21 protein-coding genes are annotated in these 22,613 nt (G+C 62.2%); 10 read left to right on the top strand and 11 right to left on the bottom strand.

Annotated elements, in window-relative coordinates; genetic code table 11:
• Positions 1 to 33 precede the first annotated feature (33 nt).
• From AC522E_RS00790 to AC522E_RS00800, 3 genes are all read left to right on the top strand, one after another.
• Positions 34 to 972, top strand: coding sequence for a glucokinase (locus AC522E_RS00790; RefSeq protein WP_500750816.1), 939 nt, complete (start codon positions 34 to 36; stop codon positions 970 to 972).
• Positions 973 to 1,064: 92 nt separating this feature from the next.
• Complete coding sequence (locus AC522E_RS00795; protein ID WP_500748520.1) at positions 1,065 to 2,180, top strand: succinylglutamate desuccinylase/aspartoacylase family protein; 1,116 nt, start codon at positions 1,065 to 1,067, stop codon at positions 2,178 to 2,180.
• Between the two features lie 281 nt (positions 2,181 to 2,461).
• A complete protein-coding gene (locus AC522E_RS00800) occupies positions 2,462 to 4,042 on the top strand; it encodes a peptide chain release factor 3 (RefSeq protein WP_500748521.1) in 1,581 nt (526 codons plus the stop codon).
• Between the two features lie 194 nt (positions 4,043 to 4,236).
• Here AC522E_RS00800 and AC522E_RS00805 read toward each other — a convergent pair whose 3' ends face one another.
• The 6 genes from AC522E_RS00805 to AC522E_RS00830 form a co-directional block, all read right to left on the bottom strand.
• The gene (locus AC522E_RS00805; RefSeq protein WP_500748522.1) at positions 4,237 to 5,187 is read right to left on the bottom strand and encodes a sugar kinase; all 951 of its coding nucleotides are present in this window, start codon (positions 5,185 to 5,187) and stop codon (positions 4,237 to 4,239) included.
• An 81-nt stretch (positions 5,188 to 5,268) separates the two neighbouring features.
• Positions 5,269 to 6,060 (bottom strand): bestrophin-like domain, encoded by a 792-nt coding sequence (locus AC522E_RS00810; RefSeq protein WP_500748523.1) that lies wholly within the window; start codon positions 6,058 to 6,060, stop codon positions 5,269 to 5,271.
• 100 nt (positions 6,061 to 6,160) lie between these two features.
• Positions 6,161 to 7,063: an N-acetylglucosamine kinase gene (locus tag AC522E_RS00815; RefSeq protein WP_500748524.1), complete on the bottom strand. Its 903-nt coding sequence runs from the start codon at positions 7,061 to 7,063 to the stop codon at positions 6,161 to 6,163.
• A 54-nt stretch (positions 7,064 to 7,117) separates the two neighbouring features.
• The gene (locus AC522E_RS00820) at positions 7,118 to 8,011 is read right to left on the bottom strand and encodes an N-acetylmuramic acid 6-phosphate etherase (protein ID WP_500750818.1); all 894 of its coding nucleotides are present in this window, start codon (positions 8,009 to 8,011) and stop codon (positions 7,118 to 7,120) included.
• A gap of 101 nt (positions 8,012 to 8,112) precedes the next feature.
• On the bottom strand, positions 8,113 to 9,141 hold the full coding sequence (locus AC522E_RS00825; protein ID WP_500748525.1) for a serine hydrolase domain-containing protein: 1,029 nt from the start codon (positions 9,139 to 9,141) through the stop codon (positions 8,113 to 8,115).
• Entirely contained in the window at positions 9,141 to 10,238 is a 1,098-nt protein-coding gene (locus tag AC522E_RS00830) for an anhydro-N-acetylmuramic acid kinase (RefSeq protein ID WP_500748526.1), read from the bottom strand. Before AC522E_RS00830 ends, AC522E_RS00825 begins: the two co-directional genes overlap by 1 nt.
• Before the next feature lie 141 nt (positions 10,239 to 10,379).
• Here AC522E_RS00830 and AC522E_RS00835 point away from each other — a divergent pair, with 141 nt between their 5' ends.
• From AC522E_RS00835 to AC522E_RS00850, 4 genes are all read left to right on the top strand, one after another.
• Complete coding sequence (locus AC522E_RS00835) at positions 10,380 to 11,879, top strand: ABC transporter substrate-binding protein (RefSeq protein ID WP_500748527.1); 1,500 nt, start codon at positions 10,380 to 10,382, stop codon at positions 11,877 to 11,879.
• Positions 11,880 to 11,941: 62 nt separating this feature from the next.
• Positions 11,942 to 12,889 carry an ABC transporter permease gene (locus tag AC522E_RS00840; RefSeq protein ID WP_500748528.1) on the top strand — a complete coding sequence of 316 codons (948 nt, stop codon included), beginning with the start codon at positions 11,942 to 11,944 and terminating at the stop codon, positions 12,887 to 12,889.
• 3 nt (positions 12,890 to 12,892) lie between these two features.
• On the top strand, positions 12,893 to 13,717 hold the full coding sequence (locus AC522E_RS00845; protein ID WP_500748529.1) for an ABC transporter permease: 825 nt from the start codon (positions 12,893 to 12,895) through the stop codon (positions 13,715 to 13,717).
• Positions 13,714 to 14,172 carry a GNAT family N-acetyltransferase gene (locus AC522E_RS00850; protein ID WP_500748530.1) on the top strand — a complete coding sequence of 153 codons (459 nt, stop codon included), beginning with the start codon at positions 13,714 to 13,716 and terminating at the stop codon, positions 14,170 to 14,172. The genes AC522E_RS00845 and AC522E_RS00850 overlap by 4 nt, the downstream gene beginning before the upstream one ends.
• Here AC522E_RS00850 and AC522E_RS00855 read toward each other — a convergent pair.
• Genes AC522E_RS00855 through AC522E_RS00875 form a run of 5 tightly spaced genes read right to left on the bottom strand, consistent with a single transcriptional unit; the run spans position 14,159 to position 19,081 of the window.
• Positions 14,159 to 15,226 (bottom strand): Gfo/Idh/MocA family oxidoreductase, encoded by a 1,068-nt coding sequence (locus AC522E_RS00855; RefSeq protein ID WP_500748531.1) that lies wholly within the window; start codon positions 15,224 to 15,226, stop codon positions 14,159 to 14,161. The two genes, AC522E_RS00850 and AC522E_RS00855, sit on opposite strands and share 14 nt — an antisense overlap.
• Positions 15,227 to 15,242: 16 nt before the next feature.
• Complete coding sequence (nagA, locus tag AC522E_RS00860) at positions 15,243 to 16,370, bottom strand: N-acetylglucosamine-6-phosphate deacetylase (RefSeq protein ID WP_500748532.1); 1,128 nt, start codon at positions 16,368 to 16,370, stop codon at positions 15,243 to 15,245.
• Positions 16,370 to 17,419 carry an SIS domain-containing protein gene (locus tag AC522E_RS00865; RefSeq protein ID WP_500748533.1) on the bottom strand — a complete coding sequence of 350 codons (1,050 nt, stop codon included), beginning with the start codon at positions 17,417 to 17,419 and terminating at the stop codon, positions 16,370 to 16,372. Before AC522E_RS00865 ends, nagA begins: the two co-directional genes overlap by 1 nt.
• Positions 17,409 to 18,191, bottom strand: coding sequence for a GntR family transcriptional regulator (locus AC522E_RS00870; RefSeq protein WP_500748534.1), 783 nt, complete (start codon positions 18,189 to 18,191; stop codon positions 17,409 to 17,411). Before AC522E_RS00870 ends, AC522E_RS00865 begins: the two co-directional genes overlap by 11 nt.
• Positions 18,188 to 19,081 (bottom strand): glucosamine kinase nucleotide-binding domain-containing protein, encoded by an 894-nt coding sequence (locus tag AC522E_RS00875; RefSeq protein ID WP_500748535.1) that lies wholly within the window; start codon positions 19,079 to 19,081, stop codon positions 18,188 to 18,190. The genes AC522E_RS00870 and AC522E_RS00875 overlap by 4 nt, the downstream gene beginning before the upstream one ends.
• Positions 19,082 to 19,441: 360 nt before the next feature.
• On the opposite strand from AC522E_RS00875, the gene AC522E_RS00880 reads away from it, so the two are divergent.
• From AC522E_RS00880 to AC522E_RS00890, 3 genes are all read left to right on the top strand, one after another.
• On the top strand, positions 19,442 to 20,731 hold the full coding sequence (locus AC522E_RS00880) for an ABC transporter substrate-binding protein (RefSeq protein ID WP_500748536.1): 1,290 nt from the start codon (positions 19,442 to 19,444) through the stop codon (positions 20,729 to 20,731).
• A gap of 96 nt (positions 20,732 to 20,827) precedes the next feature.
• Positions 20,828 to 21,763, top strand: a complete 936-nt coding sequence (locus tag AC522E_RS00885) for a carbohydrate ABC transporter permease (protein ID WP_500748537.1) — start codon at positions 20,828 to 20,830, stop codon at positions 21,761 to 21,763.
• Between the two features lie 6 nt (positions 21,764 to 21,769).
• A complete protein-coding gene (locus tag AC522E_RS00890; protein ID WP_500748538.1) occupies positions 21,770 to 22,603 on the top strand; it encodes a carbohydrate ABC transporter permease in 834 nt (277 codons plus the stop codon).
• Positions 22,604 to 22,613 lie beyond the last annotated feature (10 nt).

Consider the following 22,613-nt stretch of genomic DNA (forward strand, 5'->3'; position numbering starts at 1 on the left):
GACATCGGGGGCACCAACGCCCGCTTCTCCATTCTGTCGGCGCCCGGGGAGGCCGTTCAGCTCCTTCGACGGACGCTGACGGCGCAGACGCCGGGGCCCGTCGAGGCCATCAAGGTCGCATTGAACGGCTACAACGGGCCGCCCCCGCGGTCCGCCATGTTCGCCGTGGCAACACGGGTCGATCATCCCGCGATTCGGCTTACAAATGCCGATTGGACCATCGATGCCGAAGAGATCGGCAGGGCCCTTGGTCTCGAGCGGGTCGCTCTCGTGAACGACTACACTCCCGTCGCTGCGTCCCTGACGGTGCTGGACCCCGCCCGTGGAGATCTGGCGCCCTTGGGAAAGGTTGAAGCATTCGGGCCGGGGGCGCGCGTCGTGCTCGGTCCGGGAACCGGCTTCGGTGCCGCCGCGCTGGTTCCCATCGAGGATCGCTTCGCCATCCTCGCGACCGAGGTCGGACATGTGGAGTTCGGCCCCGTGGATGAGGAGGAAATGGCGCTTTGGCCCCATATCGAGCGAGTGGGTGGGCGTGTGACCGCGGAGGTCGTCCTATCGGGCCCGGGCCTCTACCGCCTCTCCAAGGCTTTGGCGGCCCGCCGAGGCGTGCCGTGTCCGTTCACGATTCCGAACGATGTGCTCTCGGCGGCGCATGACGGCAACATTCTTGCCGTGGAAACGCTGGAGCTGTTTTCCCGCTTCCTCGGGCGCTTCGCGGGGGACCTCGCCCTGGCCTTCGAGGCCTCGGGCGGGATCTTCATCGGCGGAGGCATCGCGCCACGCATGGTCGATGTGTTGCAACGGGGCGGATTTCGGGCGGCCTTTGATCGAAAAGTTCCGCATGAGGCCTGGGCCCGGAGGGTGCCGGCCTACGTCATCGTACATCGGGAGCCGGCTCTCGAAGGCTTGGCCGCGCTTGTCGCCCATCCGACGCGCTTCATTTATCAGTCACAGGGCTGGGTCCGGACCTAGGAATGCCCAAGGCCCCAGGAACCCTGGCCAAGCAGGACAGGCACTGGTAAGCCGACGCTTTCCGTCCTGACCGTCGTCCCAACCTGGTTGTCATGAGAACAGAACAGATCGCCCTCTCGCCGCTCGCGCCTGGCGCTAGCCTCTCCTTGACCGTCCACCACTTCGGGGAGGCGGGGGCCCGCCCGCGGATCTATGTCCAGGCAGCCCTCCATGCGGATGAGATTCCCGGCATGATCGCGGCCCATCATCTCCGCGAGCGACTCAAGGGGCTGGAGGCGGAAGGCCGGATCAAAGGCGAAATCGTCCTCGTCCCCTCCGCCAATCCCATTGGCCTGGCTCAGAAGGTTCTCGGTGAGCCGGTCGGCCGCTTCGACCTCTCGAACGGCGTCAATTTCAACCGGGGCTATGCCTACCTCGTCCCGCAGGTCGCCGAACGCGTCGAGGGCAAGCTGACGAAGGACGGCGATGCGAATCTGCGCCTGATCCGCGAGGCCCTCCGGGCGGAACTCGCCGGCTGGAAGACGACGAATCCGGCCGAGGTCCTGAAAAAGACCCTGCTTGGCCTCGCCATCGAGGCGGATCTGGTGCTCGACATGCATTGCGACTCGGAGGCCGTGGTGCATCTTTATACCCATACCCGGTCGGCCGAGACCTTCGCCCCGCTCTCGGCACTTCTCGGGGCTCATGCTTTCCTGCTCGCGGACGAGTCCGGTGACGATCCCTTCGACGAGGCCTGCAGCCGCCCCTGGGCCGAACTCGCGGAGCGTTTCCCCGACCACCCGATCCCGTTCGGCTGCCATTCCACGACCCTCGAGTTCCGTGGCGAGGGCGACGTAACCCACGATTTCGCACGGACTGATGCCGCAGCGATCGTCGATTACCTGACCCTGTGCGACGCCATTGATGGCGAAGCTCCGCAATTGCCTGAGCCCCTGTGCGGGCCGACGCCGCTCGCGGCATCGGAGCCGGTTCCCGCGCCAGCCTCGGGTATCGTGGTGTTCAAGGCACAGGTCGGAGACCGGGTGAGGGCGGGCGACGTGATCGCCGAGATCATCGATCCTCTCACGGGGACAGGAACTCCGGCCCGCTCGCCGACGGACGGAGTGATGTTCGCCCGTATCCTCCTGCGCTTCGCAACGGAAGGGCAGCGGCTCGCGAAGGTCGCCGGAACCGCCGCCCGGCGCACCGGCAAGCTTCTGAGCGCCTGAATCGAAAAGAAAGGCCGCCCGGAGGCGGCCTTTCCATTGTCGGGTCCGCGGTCCGATCGGGACCGCGCCTTTCGTGCCTTACGCACAGATCTCGGCAGAGGCCAGGATCAAGGTCGCAGCAACCGGGGACCGCAGGGTATGACAATGAGACACTTGATCACCTCCTTTCGTTGTTGACGGGAAACACCAATATGGGTTGAAACCCCTCACGACGTAAGAGGGCTGCGCTGCGGCGTCTTGCCCTCGTACACAGAGATCTTCGCCCAGAGAATTCGAGTGCCATGACCGATCTTCCGGCCCCCGTGGGCCGCCGCCGCACCTTTGCCATCATTTCCCATCCGGACGCCGGCAAGACCACGCTGACCGAGAAGCTGCTGCTGTTCGGCGGCGCGATCCAGCTTGCGGGCGAGGTGAAGGCCAAGAAGAACCGCGTTTCGACCCGTTCCGACTGGATGGGGATCGAGAAGGAGCGCGGCATCTCCGTCGTGACCTCGGTGATGACCTTCGAGTATGGCGATTGCGTCTTCAACCTGCTCGACACCCCGGGGCACGAGGACTTCTCGGAAGATACCTATCGGACGCTGACAGCCGTCGATTCCGCGATCATGGTGATCGACGCCGCGAAGGGCATCGAGGCGCGAACCCGCAAGCTGTTCGAAGTCTGCCGGATGCGTGACATTCCCATCGTCACCTTCATCAACAAGATGGACCGGGAGGCACGAAGCCCGTTCGACCTTCTCGACGAGATCGAGAAGACGCTCGCTCTCGATACGGCCCCCGTCACATGGCCAATCAGCCAAGGCCGCAGCTTCGCCGGGACCTTCGACCTCCGCCGCAACGTGGTGCGTCGCATCGACACGGACGAGGAGCCGATCAAGGTCTCCGGTCCCGAGGATCAAGCGGTCGCGAAGCTTCTCCCGCCGGAAGAGGTGGAGGCCTGGCAGGAGGAGGTCGCGCTCGCGCAGGAGGCCTGCAAGCCCTTCGAACTCACCGCCTTCCGGGAAGGGCATCTCACCCCCGTGTTCTTCGGCAGTGCCCTGCGCAATTTCGGCGTGCGCGACCTGATCGATGCGATGGCGGAGTATGCGCCGCCTCCGCGTGGCCAGGAAGCGGACAAGCGCCTCGTGGAGGCGGGCGAGCCGAAGATGACCGGCTTCGTGTTCAAGATCCAGGCCAACATGGATCCCAACCACCGCGACCGCATCGCGTTCATGCGCATCTGCTCGGGCAGGCTCTCGCGCGGCATGAAGGCGAAACTCGTGCGCACCGGCAAGCCGATGAGCTTGAACACGCCGCAATTCTTCTTCGCGCAGGATCGCGCGATCGCCGACGAGGCTTGGGCGGGCGACGTGGTCGGCCTGCCGAACCATGGCACTCTGCGCATTGGCGATACGTTGACCGAAGGCGAGAATATCGTGTTCCGCGGTGTGCCGAGCTTCGCGCCGGAAATCCTGCGCCGCATCAAGCTGCAGGATGCCATGAAGGCTAAGAAGCTGCGTGAAGCCCTGCAGCAGATGGCCGAAGAGGGTGTCGTACAGCTCTTCGTGCCACAGGACGGCTCGGGTGCGATCGTCGGTGTCGTCGGAGCCCTCCAGCTCGATGTGCTCAAGGAGCGTCTCCAGGCGGAATATGGGCTGCCTATCGACTATGAACCGACGCGCTTCTCGATCTGCCGTTGGATCACGGCGGACGATCGGGCGGAACTCGACAAGTTCGCCGACAGCCACCTGTCCGCCATGGCCCGCGACCTTGACGATGCGCCGGTTTTCATGGCGGCGAACGCCTTCAACCTGCAATACGAGCAGGATCGCTACAAGGCGATCCGGTTCTCGGATGTGAAGGACTACCAGAAGAAGGCCTGACGGCCAGCCAAGGATGCGGGGCTGGTTCGTCCCGAATCCGAGGGCGTCGGACCCAAAAGTGGCCTCCACTTTTGGGATCCATCCGACGCTCGTTCTTCAAGCGGCGCATCGATTGTCGCGAAAAACCCGAATCCCCTTTTCCCTGCCATGGCACTTCGGACCGTGAACGCGCACTTCTGGCTCCGCAGGAGGCACTAACGTGCGCTCTTCAGGCCGATTCTCTGTGGCGCCGGCTCGATGACGAATGCGCCCGCCTGATTTTCCGGAAATGACGCCTGGGTCTGCGCGATATCGGCGAGCGCTGGCAGGCTGGCTTCATTGCCGAGATGCTGGATGGCGTAGGCCGAGGCCGCACGGGCAAATATAAAGTGCTCGCGCCAGGACAATTCCGGCCGGGCAATGGCGGAATAGACATACGATCCGTGAAAGATGTCGCCGGCGCCGTTGGTGTCGACCACTGCCTCGGAGGGTACGGCAAGAGCCGGCAGAACGCCTTCCGAACCGGCTTCGTCGTACCAGAGGAGCCCGCGTTCACCCATCGTCACTCCGCCGATCTTGCAGCCACGGCTCTTCAGGTAAGTGAGCATTTCGCCGGCCGTCAGGTTCATCTGCTCGCAAAGCCGCTCGGCTACGATGGCGACATCGATGAACTCGAGCAGTTCGTGGGTGTTCGAACGCAGGCCGCCGCCGTCGAGAGAGGTGAGAATGCCGGATTCCCGGCAGGTTTGGGCATAGTGCATCGCCGCATCGGCCTGGTGGCCGTCAAGATGGAGCGCCTTGCAGCCGCTGATGTTGAGCGGCGGTACGGGATGGAGATAATGGTCGTCGCGACAGCGCACGATGGCGCGCTTGCCACCGCGCGGCATGATGAAGGACAGGGAGGATTCCTTCACCTTCCGATGGTGCACCGGAATGCGATACTTCGCGGCCATGTCGATGAACATGCGGCCGAGATAATCGTCCGCGACCGAGGTCAGGAGGTCGGGCGCGATGCCAAGCTTGGCGCAGGCGAAGGCTGCCGTAACGGCATTTCCTCCGAAGGAAATGGCATAGTCCCGCGCAACGGTCTTGTCGTCGCCGGTCGGAATTTCATCCGCCAGGAAGGTCACGTCGATATAGGTCTGGCCAACAAAAAGAGCGTCCATCGCGAGAGATTCATCCCTGAGAGAGGAGGGGCGTCAGGTCTGCCCGAGGGCGCGCGATTGTGCAACCTTCCTCGGGCAAGCTCAAGGCGCAGTGGATTTGGTCATGGCCTGTAACGCCTCCGTGATGGGAGCCGGCGATATGCGGGAAGGGCCGTCGAAGGGCCTTTCCCGCATGGCGACAAGGCCCAGGGTCGTGACGGCCGCTGTCGAAAAGATCGCAAGAGCCGCAATCTGGGCTCGTGGGCGCTCCAGATGGACGATGCCGATCGCCGCCTGGGTGATGAGCGCCAGAATGAGGACGGCCGTCCACTTGGTCCGGTCCGTCTGATCTCCGCTCAGCGCAAGCCGATCGTCCCTGGCGGTCCGGAGCTTGAGCGCCGTGTCCAGGAGGGCAGTCTGCGCCGCTGGGCCAGCTCCGGTCGCAATCTGCGGATTGGAGATCCGTGCGAGCAAGTCGAGCAACGCCTGACCGGCCTTCGCCGAACTTTCTTGATCGCGCATACTTGGCCACTCGTCCTGGATGAGAGCCTCCGCGTAACGCCTCGCGGCGCTGCGGAGATCTTCCATGTCCGTCACTGTCGCAGTGCTGATAGCCTGTATGGCCATCAGACCTTCACGTTCGCCCAGGACGGCGCGCATGGCCTGGCGATTGCGTTCCCAGACCTCGTTCGCAAGGAAGCCGGTCAGCAGCGCAAACAGGATGGCGACGGCACTGAAGAACGGGGCGACCACCCCGGTGAAGCTGGACGAATACGGCCGGACAAGCTTTCCGAAGCTCAGCCAATGGACGAGAAAGGCAGACAGGGCGAAGGTCACGATGAGCGAGGCAAAAATCCCCCCGACGGGCATGTCGAGCCACGTATCGAAAATCACGAATATCTCCAGGAATGCATAGCCGACGGGACACTATGCGATTCCACCTCGTCGTGAATAGGCGGCCACTCGATTTCCGATTGCGGCGGTGTGAATGCCATCAATCCACCAGCGCCGCCAGGCGGGCGGCCGTCATGGCCGCATCGACATCGCTGCTGATCACCTCGACAGGTGTCCGCAATTCCTCCTGGAAAGCGGCGGGGATGATGGGGTGAAGCCGCGTTCCTCCTCCGACAAGGGCCACGGGTCTCGGCCCAACGCGCTTGATCAGGCTGTTGGCGAGGCGCGCCAATTCCTTCCCCGCTTCGCGCAGGATGTGCAGGGAAAGAAGATCGCCGGTCTGCGCGGCCTCCCCGACGGCGCGGGCCAGAAGCCCGATCCTGCCGCGGTCGCCGCCGTAGACGAAGGTGCGCACGATATCCCAATCCGTCCCGCCGAGTGCCTTTGCCAGGGCGGTGCCGAGCGCGCTTGTCCAGCCCTCGCCCGGACTCTCCTCCTCCTTGCGCAGGACTGCTTTCAGTGCTTCCCGTGCAATCCAGAATCCGGAGCCGCCATCATCGATGAGATTTCCCCGGCCCCCGACGCGGATCATCTCCTTCTCCGGCGAAAGGTAGTATCCGATGGAGCCGGTGCCGCTGTAAACGAGGATGCCCTCGCCGAGCGCGAAATAGGACAGGTAGGCGATCCACGTGTCCTCGGCGACGAAGATGCGGGCCGATGGCAGTCCGAATACATCCGAGAGAATGCCGCGCATGAGAGCTTCGGCCGGCGTGTTCCGCGTCAGTCCCGTGATGCCGGCGACGATCCCGGAGGGATTTCCGGTCTTCCTGACCGTCTGCGCCAGTTCAGTGCAGATCCGTCGGGCCCGTTCTTCGGCTGGAAGCGAGAACAGATGGCCTGTCAAAGGTTCGACGGAGCCTTGAGCGACACATGGCCCATCGCGCTCGACGAGACGCCATCGCGTGGCCGTTCCGCCCGCGTCGATGCCAAGCCCCAGCCCCATGCGTCTTACTTTCCTGGTCTCCGCGCTTCGCCGAACCGGCGAAGGTCGTCGCACTTATGATGTGATGCCCACGAAGTGTGACAGAGCCTCGCGCAGATTTCCATCGCTCTGTTTCAGGGCCTCCTGCGCGTCGGAGGGCGCTGCGCCAAGGGCGATGAGCGAGGCGAGCTTCAGGTCCCCATTCGCCTGCTGGAGAGCTTCGATGGCCGTGGCGTCGTCACAGCCTGTGATCTGGGCCACCATGATTTCGCTGCGGCGGCGCAGTTTCGCATTGGTGGCGCGCATGTGGACCATCAACCCGCGATAAACGCGGCCGAGGCGCACCATGACGAGAGTGGACAGAAGATTGAGGATGACCTTTTGCGCCGTGCCCGCCTTCATGCGGGTCGACCCTGCGATCACCTCCTCGCCCGTATCGGCGAGAATGGGATGCGAACAGGCGTCGAGGATCGGGGCATCGGCATTGTTGGAGATGCCGATCGTCTGTGCTCCCCGTGCTTTTGCTTCTTCGAGTGCAGCAACGGTGAAGGGGGTCCGTCCGCTGGCGGCAACGCCGATCACCACGTCGTTCGCGCCGACGCCGGAATTCCGGATGCCTGCGATTCCTTGCTCGACGGAATCCTCGGCATTCTCGACGGCCTTGAGAAGTGCGCCTTCGCCGCCTGCGATCAGGTAGACGAGCTTGTCGTCGGGCCAGTTGAAGGTCGGAGGCAACTCCGTGCCGTCCTGGACGCCGATCCGGCCCGACGTCCCAGCGCCTACGTAAACGAGCCGCCCGCCCCGGCGAAGTCGTCCGACCGCCTCTTCGGCTGCTGCGGCGATGGCTGGAAGGGCAGGTCGGACCGCGGCGACGGCGGCTAGCTGACCCTCATAGAACGCGGAGAGGATATCGAGACTCGGCCAGGCGTCGAGATCCTGGAAGCGGGTGCTGAAACTTTCGGTGGCCATCATCAGTTCTTTCTTGCAGACCAATATAGGTCCAGTTCAGGCGTTCAGCAATGACCTGGCCGCATCCTGCCGATGCTTGCACACGGAAAAGGGGAAAGGCCTCAGTGATGTTGCCCGAGCGCATCGAGCAGGGCGATCACCCGCTCGCCGGTAGAGCGCCGGAGGGGCAGGATACCGCTGTCCGTGTGTCGCGAGGGGTGGACCCGGTTGGTCAGCAGCGACCATGCGATCTTCCGCTCGAAGTCGATCCAGAGCCCGGTGCCGGTGAAGCCCGTATGCCCGATGGTGGACGTCGAACACGCGTCTCCGCCATGCCATCCGGGATAGGCTCCTTCCCAGCCGATGGTGCGCTTCTCCGATTCCCGGGTTCGGATGCTCCTGAGGGATGGCGGCGCCAATGCGGTTCCGTCGAGAATCGACTGGGCGAAGTCGAGCACGCCGTCGATGGTCCCGAACAGACCGGCATGGCCGGAGGCCCCGCCGAGGGCGAAGGCGTTCTCGTCATGCACCTCGCCGCGAATCACGCGTCCGCGCCAGTTGCAGCGCTCCGTGGCTGCACAAAGGTGCGGGTCGGGCGAAAAGGACAGGTGCGGCGGCAGAGGCTGATCGATGAGCGCCTGTCCGGTGATGCGTTCAATGGCGATGCCGAGCAGCATGAAGTTGACGTCGGAATAGACCGGCGCACCGCTCTGCCACACGCGCTGGAGGATGAAAGCCCGCAAAGTCTGGGGATCCTGCCCGTAGGTATAGAGCGGCTCGACGGCCGGAAGATGCGTCTGGTGCGCCAGACACTGCCGGAAGGTGAGGCGCCGTTCGGTCGCATTCACGTCATATTGGCGCAGGTCCGGAATGACCGCTGCGAGGGGCATATCCAGATCGATCCTGCCCTCCTCGACGAGGCGGAGAATACGCGTCGTCGTAAAGATGACTTTCGTCAGGGAGGCGAGATCGAACCACGTCTCACGCGACAGTTCCTCCCGCTTCGGCTCGATCTGCGCCGCTCCGGCCCAGCGTACGGCGCGTCGGCCATCCTCCGTGACGAGGCCCAGAACCGCCCCCGGGATGGCGCCGCAACCGATGGACTCGACAGCAGGCTCGAAGGCTTTCTCGATCAGATTCTCCAGGGTCATCACGCAGCGCGATGCAGCTCGCCGCCGGGCATCGGGTGTGGGACGCCCGTGGTGGTCGGCAGACTCAAGGGCAATCCCTGCACGGACCTCACCGCCAGATAGCCGAAGGCCTGCGCCTCAAGAAAATCGCCGTTCCAGCCGACGCTTTCGACCGGCTCGACGCTCACGCCGAGTCTCGCCCGCAGCCGCTTCATGAAATGGGTATTGCGACGCCCGCCGCCTGTCACGAGCCAGCGCTGTGGCGGCTTTGGAACGTGCCGAAGGGAGGCTGCGACGGATTCAATGGTGAATTCCGCGAGCGTCGCGGCACCGTTCTCGTCGGAGAGCGCTTCCACGCCGCTGGCTCGGGCATGAAAATCCTGCCGGTCGAGAGATTTGGGGGCGGGGCGATCGAAGAACGGATTGGCCATGAACTCGGCGACGAGCGCCTGCTCCGGCACACCGGATGCCGCAAGCTTCCCGTCATCGTCGAAGGCAAGCCCCCGGCGCCGGAGTACGAAGTCGTCGAGGAGAGCGCTCGCCGGGCCCGTATCGAAGGCAATTACCGTGTCGCCGTCGATGTAGGTCACATTGCCGACGCCGCCCAGGTTGAGAATCATCAAAGGCTGGGCAAGTTGGCTTGCCAGGGCCCGATGATAGAGCGGCACGAAGGGCGCTCCTTCGCCGCCGGACGCCACGTCCGCGTGCCGAAAGCGGTCGACCGTATCGATGCCCAGCTGCTGAGCAACCCTGGTGCCGAGACCGAGCTGGCGGGTGAAGCGGATCTCGGGGCGATGATAAACCGTCTGCCCATGAAAGCCGATCAGGCCGACATCCGTCGCCGCCAAGCCATTTTGGGCCATGAATCGCCGGATCGCCTCGATATGAGCATCCGTTACCGCCCGATCGAGATCATCCAGCGGTTCGCTCTGTGCGCGGGTCGGCTCCGCGATCAGCTTCTGCAGTTCGCTCCGCAGATCATGGGGATAAGGAAAGGTCTGGCCCGGTCCGGGACGGACCATCATGTCGCCGTCGGTCTCGACGATCGAGACGTCGATCCCGTCCATCGATGTGCCGCTGATGACGCCGATCGCTGTCATGGGCGAATGTTGCAGCATCGAGCGTCTCCGGGAAAACCATCACTGCTTCAACCTATAGCACACCCGCAGAGGCGGTCCAGAGTGGTATGATATTGGACCATGACAGGTCCGTAGGGATGGCCTATAAATCGGTTGCGGCTTGCAAGGGAGAAAAGACGCATGTTCAGGTCGGTACTGCGCGGCGCCGTTGGCGCAGGCTTCATCATGGTGGCCATGGCCTCGGCCTCGGCTCAGGTGCTCGAGATCGGCATGGATAACGGCCCGACGGGCCTCGATCCGCACCTTATCACCGCCTTTCCCAGCTTCATGGTGGTGAACGGCAATATCTATGAGGGCCTCACCGCCGTCGACAAGGACTTGAAAGTCACTCCGGGCCTGGCCGAATCCTGGAGCATCTCTCCGGACGGGAAGACCTACACCTTCAAGCTGCGCTCCGGCGTGAAATTCCACGACGGCACCGATATGAACGCGGATGACGTGGTATCCACGATCCGGCGCGTGCAGAGCAAGGACATTGCGTCTCCGCTCGCCAGCCGCCTCTCCGCCATCGAGGCCGCCAAGGCTGTGGATTCCCAGACCGTCGAGCTGGCGTTGAAGGAGCCATCCGCGCCACTCCTGTCGTCGCTGGCCACCATCGCCATCGTTCCGAGCGAGGTTGAGACGAACAAAGACATTCTGCAGAAGACGCCGGTCGGCACCGGGCCGTTCAAGTTCCAGGAATGGCAGCCGAACGGCTTCATCCTTCTGGCGAAGAACGACGCCTATTGGCAGAAGGGCACACCGAAGTTCTCTGGCTTGAAGTTCAACATCGTTCCTGAATCGGCCACCCGTCAGGTCGGCCTGACCAACGGCCAGTACGCGCTCCTGCCCAATATCGATGCAGCCACTGCCCTGCAGCTCAAAGGCAAGCCGAACGTGGCGCTCGGCGAGACGTTGGATCTGGCCTATACGCTCATCGGGATGAACACCTCCAGGCCGCCCTTCGACAATGTGAAAGTCCGTGAGGCGGTCAATTACGCCATCAACCGCCAGGAAATCGTCGAAGCGGCGCTCTTCGGGGCTGGCGTTCCCGGCGGGCCCCTGTCGCCGGCGCTGAAATCCTGGGCGCTCGATGTCAAGGAGTTCTCCTGCTACAAGCCCGATCCCGCCAAGGCACAGGCCCTGCTGAAGGAAGCCGGGGTCGCGATGCCTGTCACCGTGACGATGAACGTTCTGCCGCGCCAGGACGTGAAAGACATCGCGCAGGTGGTCCAGGAGCAACTCAACAAGGCGGGCTTCAAGGTCGAGCTGAAGAACCAGGAGCAGGGTCAGTTCATTCAGGACTGGCGCAACAGCAACTTTGACCTGTTTGCCTCGATCAATGCCGGCAGCCCGGACCCAGACGAGTATTTCTACCGGACCTTCCGCACCGGCGGGTCGACGAACGTGTTCAAGTATTCGAACCCCGAAATCGACCAGCTTCTCGACAAGGCGCGTACGCTCCAGGACCAGACAGCGCGCAAGGCCGCCTACGATCAGGTGCAGAAGACGCTCGCCTGTTCCGGCCCCGTGGCGCACCTCACCTATGGCACCCTGTTCTCAGCCATGCGCGACAAGCTGAAGGGCTACGATGTCATGCCGAACCGCTCGCTTGTCACCCTGAAGAACGCGAGCTTCTGATCACTCGATCTCCGGCGCGGCCCCCGGCCGCGCCGGAGATCTTTGTATTCGCATCATCTCATATGAGCCGCATTCTGTTTTCACGCCTGATCGATCTGATCGTCGTCCTCTTCGGCGTCTCGATCATCGTCTTTCTGATGATCCGCCTCATTCCTGGCGATGCGGTGGCGATCATGCTCGGCGCCAATACTGAAATTACGCCGGAACGGATGGCCGAACTCAACAGCCGCGTCGGTCTCGATCGACCGATTGTGGAGCAGTATCTGCGTTGGGCGGGGGCGGCCCTGCATGGCGATTTCGGCACGTCCCTCTGGACCGGGCGTCCGGTCGCCACCGAAATTCTCATCAATCTCTGGCCGACCCTTGAATTGACCTTCCTCTCGCTTCTGATCGGCGCCGTACTGGCCGTTCCGGTCGGGTGCTGGATGGCGCAGACCCGTGGCGGCGGTGCCGATGTCGCCATGCGGATTGGAGCCATTGCCGGGCTGACGATCCCATCTTTCTGGCTTGGCATCGTCCTGATTCTCTTTTTCTCCGCTTTCGCTCCCGGATTTGCCTCCCTCGGCTACGTACCGTTCTCGGAGGATCCTGCGGGCAATCTCCAGCGCATGATCCTGCCGTCGTTCGCGCTGGCGTTGCCGATCCTCGCCAATCTGTCGCGTCTTGTGCGCTCTGCCATGCTGGATGCTCTCAGCCAGGATTACGTCCGCACCGCCCGTGCCAAGGGCTTGCGCGAGCGAACCGTCGTGTACAAGCACGCATTGCGCAATGCATTGATCCCCTTTCTCACCAGTGTCGGCATCATGACGGGGTATCTTCTCGGAGGCGCCATCGTCGTCGAGCAGGTCTTTGCAATCCCTGGCCTCGGGCGCCTGATCCTCGGCGCCATCGCCGAGCGCAACTATCCTCTGATCCAGGCCACGATTCTTGTCGTGACGGCGGGCTTCGTAGTCGTGAATTTTCTCGTCGACTTTCTCTACATCGTCGTCGACCCGCGGGTGAGGGCATAAGCCGTGTCACGCCTTGCCAAGAACAAGCTCCTGGCCTTCGCCGCGGCCCTCGTGGTCCTTCAGGTCGTCCTTGCCGTCGGCGCGCCCTGGTTCGCGCCTTACGATCCCATGGCGCAAAGCATCGTACGGCGTCTCAAGGGGCCGACGGTCCTGAACTGGCTCGGCACGGACCAGCTCGGGCGCGATGTTCTTACACGCATCCTCTACGGCTATCGCACCTCGCTGATCGCCTGCGTGCTTGCTGTGGGAATCGCGCTTCTGGCTGGCGGCACGCTCGGTCTCATCGCAGCCTATTACCGCGGCTGGCCCGACCGCATCATCATGCGCTTCATGGACGTCCTCTTCGCCTTCCCGGTGATGCTGCTCGCCATCGGCATCATCGCAGTTCTCGGGCCCCATACCTATAGCGCGGCTGCTGCAATTGCAGTGGTCTATACACCGATCTTCGCGCGTCTCCTGCGAGGTCCCGCCCTGGTGCTGTGCGAGAGCGAATATGTAGCGGGCGCCAGGGCAATCGGCGCTTCGGATAGGCGTATCATCTTTCTGCACATCCTGCCGAATCTCGCCTCGGTGATTCTGGTTCAGACCAGCCTTCTTCTTTCTGCCGCCATTCTCGTGGAGGCGTCCCTGTCCTTTCTCGGCCTCGGCACCCAGCCGCCGACACCATCTCTCGGTCTGATGCTCTCCGAAGGGCGCAACTTCCTGCAGCTTTCGCCGTGGAGCGCGATCTTCGCGGGTTTCGCCATCCTGTTCCTATCGTTTGGATTCAACCTTCTTGGTGATGCCCTGCGCGATACACTCGATCCCCGCCTGCGGGGGCAGTCATGAGAGTGAGGCGCGTCCGCGTCGAGGATCTTCCTGCGCTCGCGGCCATAGCGGAAGCCTCCTACAGATCGACCTTCGCCCCGATTCTTGAGGAGGAGGTGCTTGCCAGCCGCGATGCCGCATTCTTCGTAGAGCGGTTCGGGACGTCTTGGGAGCGCATGCACGTTTTGCTCTGCGACGAGAAGCCATCAGGGTTCCTCCTCATGACGGACGGACATATCGACATGCTTTTCCTGGACCCCGCCGCTACTGGGCGAGGTGGGGGCACATTACTGCTGCGCAAGGCGGAAAGATGTGGTGCCAGGAGCCTCGAATGCTTTCGGGACAATGCCGGTGCGCGCCGGTTCTATGAGAGGTGCGGGTGGCGTGTCGATCGGGAATATGAGTGCGACTTTGCTGGCAGCAACCGCAGCTTCGTCCGTTACGTGAAGGATCAACGGTCCGTCACAGGCTTATGACGCGACCGGACCGTACAGACTCGTCCGCTGCCAAAACGATTCTCAAGGATCTGACCGCGTCGGACATGTGGTCCGCCAGATCGAGATCCGCGTCGATCGCACGCAGCAGGAAGCGCTGCTCGCGCTCGCACAGGGCATCGTGATCCGGCTCGTCAGCTGTATCGATATGTTCATCGCGCCGCAGAAAGTGTCCGTCAGCGTTGAGATCCGCGTGGTGGAGCCGGATCCGGTTTGTCTTCGTGTGAGCGTTGATGTCGTCGGACCGCATTTCGCCCGCAGTCTCGGCCATAACGATGCTGACGCTGCCCTTCGGGCCGATCACGTCCTTCACGAAATAGGCCGTCTCGCTCATCATCGGCCCCCATCCGGCTTCGTACCATCCGACCGAGCCGTCGTCGAAGCTCACATGGAGGTGGCCGTAATTGTACATACCCGCCGGCATGTCCTCCGACAGTCGCGTACCGACTGCATGGACCTGAACAGGCTTTGCCCGCGTGATCTGGCACATCACATCGATATAGTGCACGCCGCAATCGACGATGGGAGACAGGGATTGAAGCAGTCGCTTATGGGCCTCCCAGGCCAGCCCGCTCGATTGCTGGTTCAGGTTCATACGAAAGACATGCGGCGTTCCAAGGGTTCTCGCGATGTCGATGAACTTGATCCATGATGGGTGATGTCGAAGAATGTAGCCAATGACAAGCTTGCGCTTCGTCCGACGCGCCGTCTCGACGACGCGCTCCGCATCCGCCACGTTGTCGGCAAGCGGTTTCTCGACGAAGACATGAGCGCCCGCTTCCATCGCCTTGATGGCATAATCCGCATGCGTGTCCGACCACGTATTGATGGAAACCACATCGGGCCTGAGAGCCGCCAATGCCGACTCGTAATGGCTATAGCTCTGGACATGGCGCAATGAGTCCGGCAGCGAAAGGTCAACGATGTTGCGCGTGCAAAGGCCCGCGACCTCGAAGCCTTCGATCCGGTCGTAGGCCAGGGCATGGGACATGCCCATATTGCCAAGGCCGACCACCAGTACCCGCTTCGCACTCATTGCGCCGCCTCCCGCTCTATTCGCCGTCAATCCACGTGTGCCTGACCTCAAGTGAGTCGTCGAGAAGAACCAGGCTCGCCCGATAGCCCGGTGCGATGCGCCCAAGTTCATGATCGAGACGAAGAAAGCTGGCAGGAACGTGAGAGGCCATGCGAAGGGCATCGCGCAGGGACAGGCCCAGGCGATGGACAGTGTTGCGCAGGGCAGTCGCCATGTCGAGATCTGAACCCGCAAGTGTGCCGTCGGCCGTCGTCAGCTTTCCATCCCTGCGATAGATCGTGCGGCCGTGAAGGTTGAACCGGTCGAGATCGGTACCGGTGACCGACATGGCGTCGGTGACCAGCATCATCCTGTCCACGCCCTTCGCGGCGATGGCAGCGCGAAGCGAAGCGTCATGCACGTGATGACCGTCGACGATGAGTCCGCACCAGGTGTCTTGACTGTCGAGTGCGGCTCCAACGGGCCCGGGATCGCGCCCGACGAGTGGCGGCATGGCGTTGAAGAGATGGGTGAAGCCGCGCAGGCCGCGGCGGTATGCTTCGATGATCTCGGCGTAGGTTGCCGCCGTGTGACCAGCGCAGAGCAGAACCCCTGCCCCGGTCAACTGCGAAATCGCGTCCAGGCTGTTCCTCTCGGGCGCGAGAGTTACAAGGGTGCGCCCTTCGGTCAGCGAGGTCAGGATCGCGATGTCCTCGTCCTCGATTGTTCGTATAAAGGCCGGATCGTGCACCCCCTTTCTCTCTGGATTGATGAAAGGGCCTTCCACATGGATCCCAAGGACGCCCGGCACGCGCGCTGCAAGCGCCTGGCGCATCGCTTCGACCGCCTCCGCCATCCGCTCGCGCGTGTCAGTGATGAATGTGGGCATGACGCCAACCGTGCCATAGGCACGGTGCGCTGCTGCGATTGTTCGCAGGCCCTCGATGCTGCGCACGTCGTTGTACAACACGCCTCCGCCGCCATTGACCTGGACGTCGATGAAGCCCGGTGCCAGGAGGCCCTCGATCCTGCGCCGCTCGATGGCGTCTGGAAGGTCTTTCTCCGCTGGAAGCGCAACGATCCGTCCCTGCTCGATGACGACCGCGCGGCCTTCGAGCATGTGGTCACCGTCGAAGATTCGAGCTCCGGTCAGCGCGAATGCCATCAGACTGTCTCCGTCACTTTGCGCAGACGCGGGGGATTGTCCGGGTTCCGGCCACGCGCCTGGGCAATGGCGTTCACGAGCGGATAGAAACTCTGGATCAGCGCAATCGGTGCGATGAAGGGATGAATGCCTTCGAGAGATGGCAGCATGACGGTCGCCGGCCCTTCCGCCGCGCCGGCGACAATGACGGGCACGTTCTGGTCGTTCAGCCTTGTCACGAGATCGTTGACGCCACTCAGTGTTTCATCGCGCTGGCTGAGGACGAGGATCGGAAAATGAGTGCCGGCGAGAGTCCAGGGACCATGCATCAGCTCGGCTGAACTCATGGCCTCGGCATGAACGCCGGCCGTTTCTTTCAGCTTGAGGGCCGTCTCCTGCGCCATCGCGAAGCCGACGCCGCGTCCGACGACAAAAAGATTATTGGCCTGGGTCAGGAGTGGAAGTGCGGCGGACCAATCCAAGGCAGCCGATTTCTCAAGAATCTCGGGCAGCCCTTCGAGGGCAGCCAACAGGTCGCGATCCTGTGACCAGTGCGCGACGAGCTGCAAAGAGGCCGCAAGCGCCGCAATGAAGGATTTCGTGGCCGCAACGCTTTTCTCCGGCCCGGCGTGGAGAGGCAGGACGATCTCGCAGGTTGTCGCCAGAGGCGAAGAGGTATCATTGACGAGTGCGACCGTCAGCGCTCCGTCGTCTCGTCCTGCCTGGGCGAGGTTGAGAATGTCGGGGCTGCGACCGGACTGTGACACAGCGAGGAACAGCGCGTCGCGCATCCGGGGCCGCGCATCATAGACAGACGTGACCGACGGACCAACAGAGGCGGTGACAAGGCCTGAGTGGATTTCCAGAAGATACTTGGCGAAGGTCGCGGCATTGTCCGAGCTGCCCCGTGCGCAGGTGACCGCGAATGGCGGCGGGGCTCCGCGCAGACGCGCACCGAGTTCACGGCACAAGTCGGCGTTGCTCGCGAGGAGACGTGCGACGACCTGCGGGGCTTCAAGCGCCTCACGCAACATGGCTGTCGGGGCGGGGTGGTTCAGGTCAGACATCATGTTGAATCCGGTCTGGCGGGCTGATGGTCAGTTCAGCCACGAAATCGTAGGCGTCGCCCCGGTAATAGGACGAGGTGAATTCGACGGCCTCGCCAGTCCCCGTATAGGAGCGGCGCTCGATATAGAGCGCCGGGCTCCTGACAGGGACTTGGAGCAGCGACGCCTGTTCATCGGATAGGAGCACGGCGTGAAGCCGCTGCAGCGCTCTCGTCGGCATCACGCCCTGCTCGTGCAGAACCGCATAGAGCGACTGCTTGACCAGGGTTGGATCGGGAAGAAATCGGCTCGGGACGACCGCATGCTCGATGGCCATGGGAATGCCGTTGGCTAGGCGGAGACGGTTGACGCGGCTGACCTGATCACCGGGCGAGAGGCCGAGTGCCATCAGCTCGTCGGGCGAGGCCTGCCCGACTGAACGGCTGAGGAGTATCGCGGAGGATGGCAACCCCCGGGCCGACATGTCGTCGGTGAAGCTGGAGAGACGGGACAGGGGCTGCTCGAGCCGCATCTGCGGGGCAATGAAGGTGCCGGATCCCCAGCGTTGAACGAGCACGCCCTTCTTGACGAGACCTGTAATCGCCTTGCGCACCGTAACACGCGAGACGCCTAGCTGCTTGGCGAGATCTCGCTCTCCCGGGAGCGCATCGTCCGCCTTGAACGCGCCCTTCCGGACGGCATCCTCGATGGATTGCTGCAGCTGAAGATAAAGCGGCGTGGGATTGCTCTCGTCGAGAGGGATCAGCGTGAGGGAGTCGGGAGCCTGGTCCGTCATCGGAGCCTCCGCGGTGAGGCTTCCCGCGTCATTTGCCGTGCCAGAAGAATCGCGCCGTCCATGGCATCCGCCTGCGGCGGCACAATGACCTGTTGAAGTGGGGGGGGCAGCCAAGGGCGTAGGGGCTCGGCCAACCCTCCGAACAAGCACAGGGCCGGGGCACCAAGATCGAGCAGGCGGGTCGCGATCTGTGCCATTTGCTCCGCGGCTCCTTCGATTAGCGTGAGTCCAATGGGGTCGCGCTGGAGCGCATGCTGGAGAACGAGGGGAGCATAGCCGGCATAATCCGCCGGACGGGCCTTGCCGACCCAATCCACGATGGCTTCAGGGCTATGATCGAACTCCAGCAGAATCGCACGGGTCAGCGGCGTCGGCGGGATGCGTCCGTCAAAGGCCCAGATGGTTCGGCGCAGAGCTTCGCGTCCGATTGCGGCGCCACTGCCCTCGTCGGAAATTTCGAAACCCCATCCGCCCACATAACGACGCTTCCCGGCGATAACCCCATAGCCGCATGAGCCGGTCCCGACGATCAGGATTGCCCCGTCTCCGCCGCCGAAGGCGCCGAGCCACGCAGCGTGGGCATCCGTATCGATGGTAAAGGATGCAAAGGGGTGGGGCCGCGACGTCAATCTATCGACTGCGCTGGTCTGTCCGGCACCGGCGGCTCCCATTCCGGCATGGATGCGGTTGAGATCACTTTCAGTGAGACCCGCCTCGACGATCGCGGCCCGGCTGGCGGTCAGAATCGAGTTCCAGACGAGATCGGGATCGAGCCGAATGTTGGAAGGGCCACCGTTTCCCTCGCCCAGCAGACTGCCGTCCGCATTGCGAAGGCGGGCCCGGCACTTGGTGCCCCCTCCATCGATGCCGAGAAACAGGGAATCAATCATGGTCCATGGGCCGCAGGTAACTCAGCAGAAACATCATTCATCTTGGGGCTCATACCATGCCACTTAATATCCAGTTCGTGAAGGGCGCAATTCAAGCCGCTGGACAAATTCAAGCCTGCAGCTCGGCGATGGCAGTACCGCGATAGGAGCGATTGCGGCGCACCACGTACCAAAGAGCTTGTCGCCTTTCGATTGCAGCGATACCAATATGAGGTCACTTGTCCGCTGCCAATTGGGGTGGGACCTTCTGAAAGTCCCGCCGGATGGCGCGAGAATGCGGGAAAATCCGCACGGGGCAGGTCGAGGGATCGACGATGGGCCATAGCAGGCGCCCTCAAGCCTGAAGGAGGAAGTACGACGATGAGCTTTCTTGCTACCAAAGCCATTCTGAAGCGCACGGGACGGTTGCTGGCCACGGCCTCGGTGGCCGCTTCCGCCCTTGCTGTCGCCCATGCCGCGTCGGCGCAGACACTGACCATCGAAAGCTGGCGAAACGACGATGCCGACGTCTGGAACGACCAGATCATCCCAGCTTTCAACAAGAAATATCCGAACATCAAGGTTCAGTTCAAAGCGGATCCACCAACCGAGTACAATGCGGCTCTCAATGCACGCCTTGCCGGTGGCACGGCCGGAGACCTGATCACCTGCCGGCCCTTCGATGCCTCCCTCGATCTCTTCAAGAAGGGGAATCTCGTTGCCGTCAACGACGTGAAAGGCATCGAGAATTTCTCTGATGTGGCCAAGAGCGCGTGGTCGACCGACGACGGCAAGACAACGTTCTGTATGCCTATGGCCTCCGTCATTCACGGCTTCATTTACAACAAGGCGATCTTCGACGAATTGAAGCTGACGCCCCCGAAGACAGTCGCTGAATTTCACCAGCTCCTCGACAAGATCAAGGCAGACGGAAAATACACTCCTGTCGCCATGGGCACTGCCGATCAGTGGGAAGCCGCCACCATGGGCTTCCAGAATATCGGCGTGAACTACTGGAAGGGCGAGGAGGGCCGCAAGGCGCTCATCGAGGGCAAGCAGAGATTTACCGATCCGGCCTATGTCCAGACTTTCACTGAGCTCGCGAGTTGGGCTCCTTACATGGGCGACGGATACAAGTCGCAGAAGTATCCTGACACTCAGAATCTCTTCACGCTCGGCCGCGCTGCGATTTACCCGGCAGGCTCGTGGGATATCCCGATCTTTCGCAAGCAGGCAGACTTCGAATTTGATGCCTTCGCGCCGCCCGTGCCTGATTCCTCCGGTAAGTGCTACATCAGCGACCACACGGATATCGCACTCGGAATCAATGCCAAGTCAAAGAACGTGGACGCGGCCAAGACGTTCCTCAGCTGGATCGCGTCCTCGGAGTTTGCAGATATTTACGCGAATGCCTTGCCTGGCTTCTTCCCGCTCTCCAAGGAGAAAGTCACGGTCAAGGATCCAGTCGCAGCAAAATTCGTTGGATGGCGCGGTACGTGCGAAAGCTCGATCCGCAATTCATACCAGATTCTTTCCCGCGGAACCCCGAACCTGGAGAACGAACTCTGGAATGTCAGCGCTCAGGTGCTCAATGGAACAATGAAGCCGGAGGAGGGCGCCAAGAAGGTCGAGGACGGGCTGGCGAGCTGGTACGAGCCGCATAAAAAGTAATTGCTCTATCGACGTGGCGGGTTGCCCGATGTGGGCAGCCCGCTCTCTCTCGTATCGGACGCGATCCCGATGTCGACAATGTCCCCGGATTTGAGCATGTCTCTTGAAAGCGTGCCGACACGCTCGCGCATTCGGCCCCACATCATTGTATTTCTGGCACCGGCGCTCATCGTCTATTCGGTCTTTTCCATCTACCCGCTGATCGACACGATCCGCCTCAGCTTCTATGCCGGCGATCAGACCGGCGCTCAGCAATTCGCCGGTCTTGCCAACTTCAGGACTCTTCTGAGCGATGCCGCATGGTCGGCCCAGTTTTGGAATGCCCTCCGCAATAACCTGATCTTCTTCGCCATTCATATGGTGGTGCAGAATGGCATCGGCCTCGGGCTCGCAATGTTGCTCAGCTTGCCCCATCTGGCCGGAGGCAGCATCTATCGAACACTGATTTTCTTGCCGACCATGTTGTCCGTCGTCATCATAGGCTTCGTCTGGCAACTTATTCTCAATCCACTGTGGGGCATCGCGTCAAGCCTTATGAAGGCGGTGGGCCTGGGCAGCTTGTTCGGACCTTGGCTTGGACAGGAATCGACCGCCCTTCTCACGATCTCCCTGATCTCCGTCTGGCAGTTCGTAGGGATTCCGATGATGTTGATCTATGCTGCCCTCATCAACATACCGGATGAACTTCTGGATGCCGCTACGGTCGACGGAGCTGGACCCTTCAGCATATTCTGGTTCGTACGGCTCCCCCTGATTCTGCCTACGCTCGGCGTCGTCTCCATCCTCACCTTTGTTGCGAACTTCAATGCATTCGACCTGATCTATGCGGTCAAAGGTGCGCTCGCGGGCCCGAACTTCTCGACGGATATCCTTGGCACATTCTTTTATCGGACCTTCTTCGGCTATCAGCTGCAGGTCGGAAGCCCGACCATGGGTGCGACGGTCGCGACTGCCATGCTGATCATCATTCTGATCGGCGTGTTGATTTATCTCTTCGGCGTGCAACGGCGCTTGCAGAGGCACATGTTCTGAGGCGCCATGAACCAGTCAGTCAGACCCGGTCGCATTGTCGTTCACTTGGCTCTCGCAGCCTACACAATCATTGCTCTCGGACCCATTCTGCTCATCCTGGTCAATGCGTTCAAGACGCGCCGGGCCATCTTCGCGGATCCGCTCGGCCTGCCCGATGCCCGCACATTCACAACTATCGGCTTCGATCAGGTTTTCGCCAAATCAGACTTCGGGCTCTACTTCGTCAACAGCCTGACGGTGACCGTCGTATCGCTGATATTGATCGTTCTTGTCGGAGCCATGGCAGCCTGGGCACTGACAGAGTATCGGTTCCGCGGGAGTACCATCATCTCCCTGTATCTGGCGATTGGGATTATGGTCCCGATCCGCCTGGGAAGCGTCAGCATTTTGCGCATGATGGTGGAACTGCATCTCGTCAACACGCTGACGGCGCTCGTCCTGGTTTATGTCGCGCAGGGCCTGCCGCTGGCGATCCTAATCCTCGGTGAGTTCATTCAGCAGATCCCGAAGGACCTGCGAGATGCCGCACGCTGCGACGGAGTCAGCGAGTATCGCATTTTTGCAAGTATTATCCTGCCGCTTATCCGGCCGGCGATTGCAACGGTTGCCGTCTTCACCATGGTGCCGATCTGGAACGACCTCTGGTTTCCGCTCATCCTTTCCTCCGGTGAAGGCAAGCAGACGATTACTCTAGGGGTTCAGCAGTTCATCGGCCAGTATGTCACGGACTGGAACGCCGTTCTGGCCTCCCTGACCCTGGCCATCGCGCCGATCCTGGTGCTCTACGTTGTTTTTTCACGCTATCTCGTTCGCGGCCTGACGGCCGGGGCCGTCAAGTAGAGCGTTGTTC

The organism is Microvirga sp. BF8 (genome assembly GCF_059888585.1).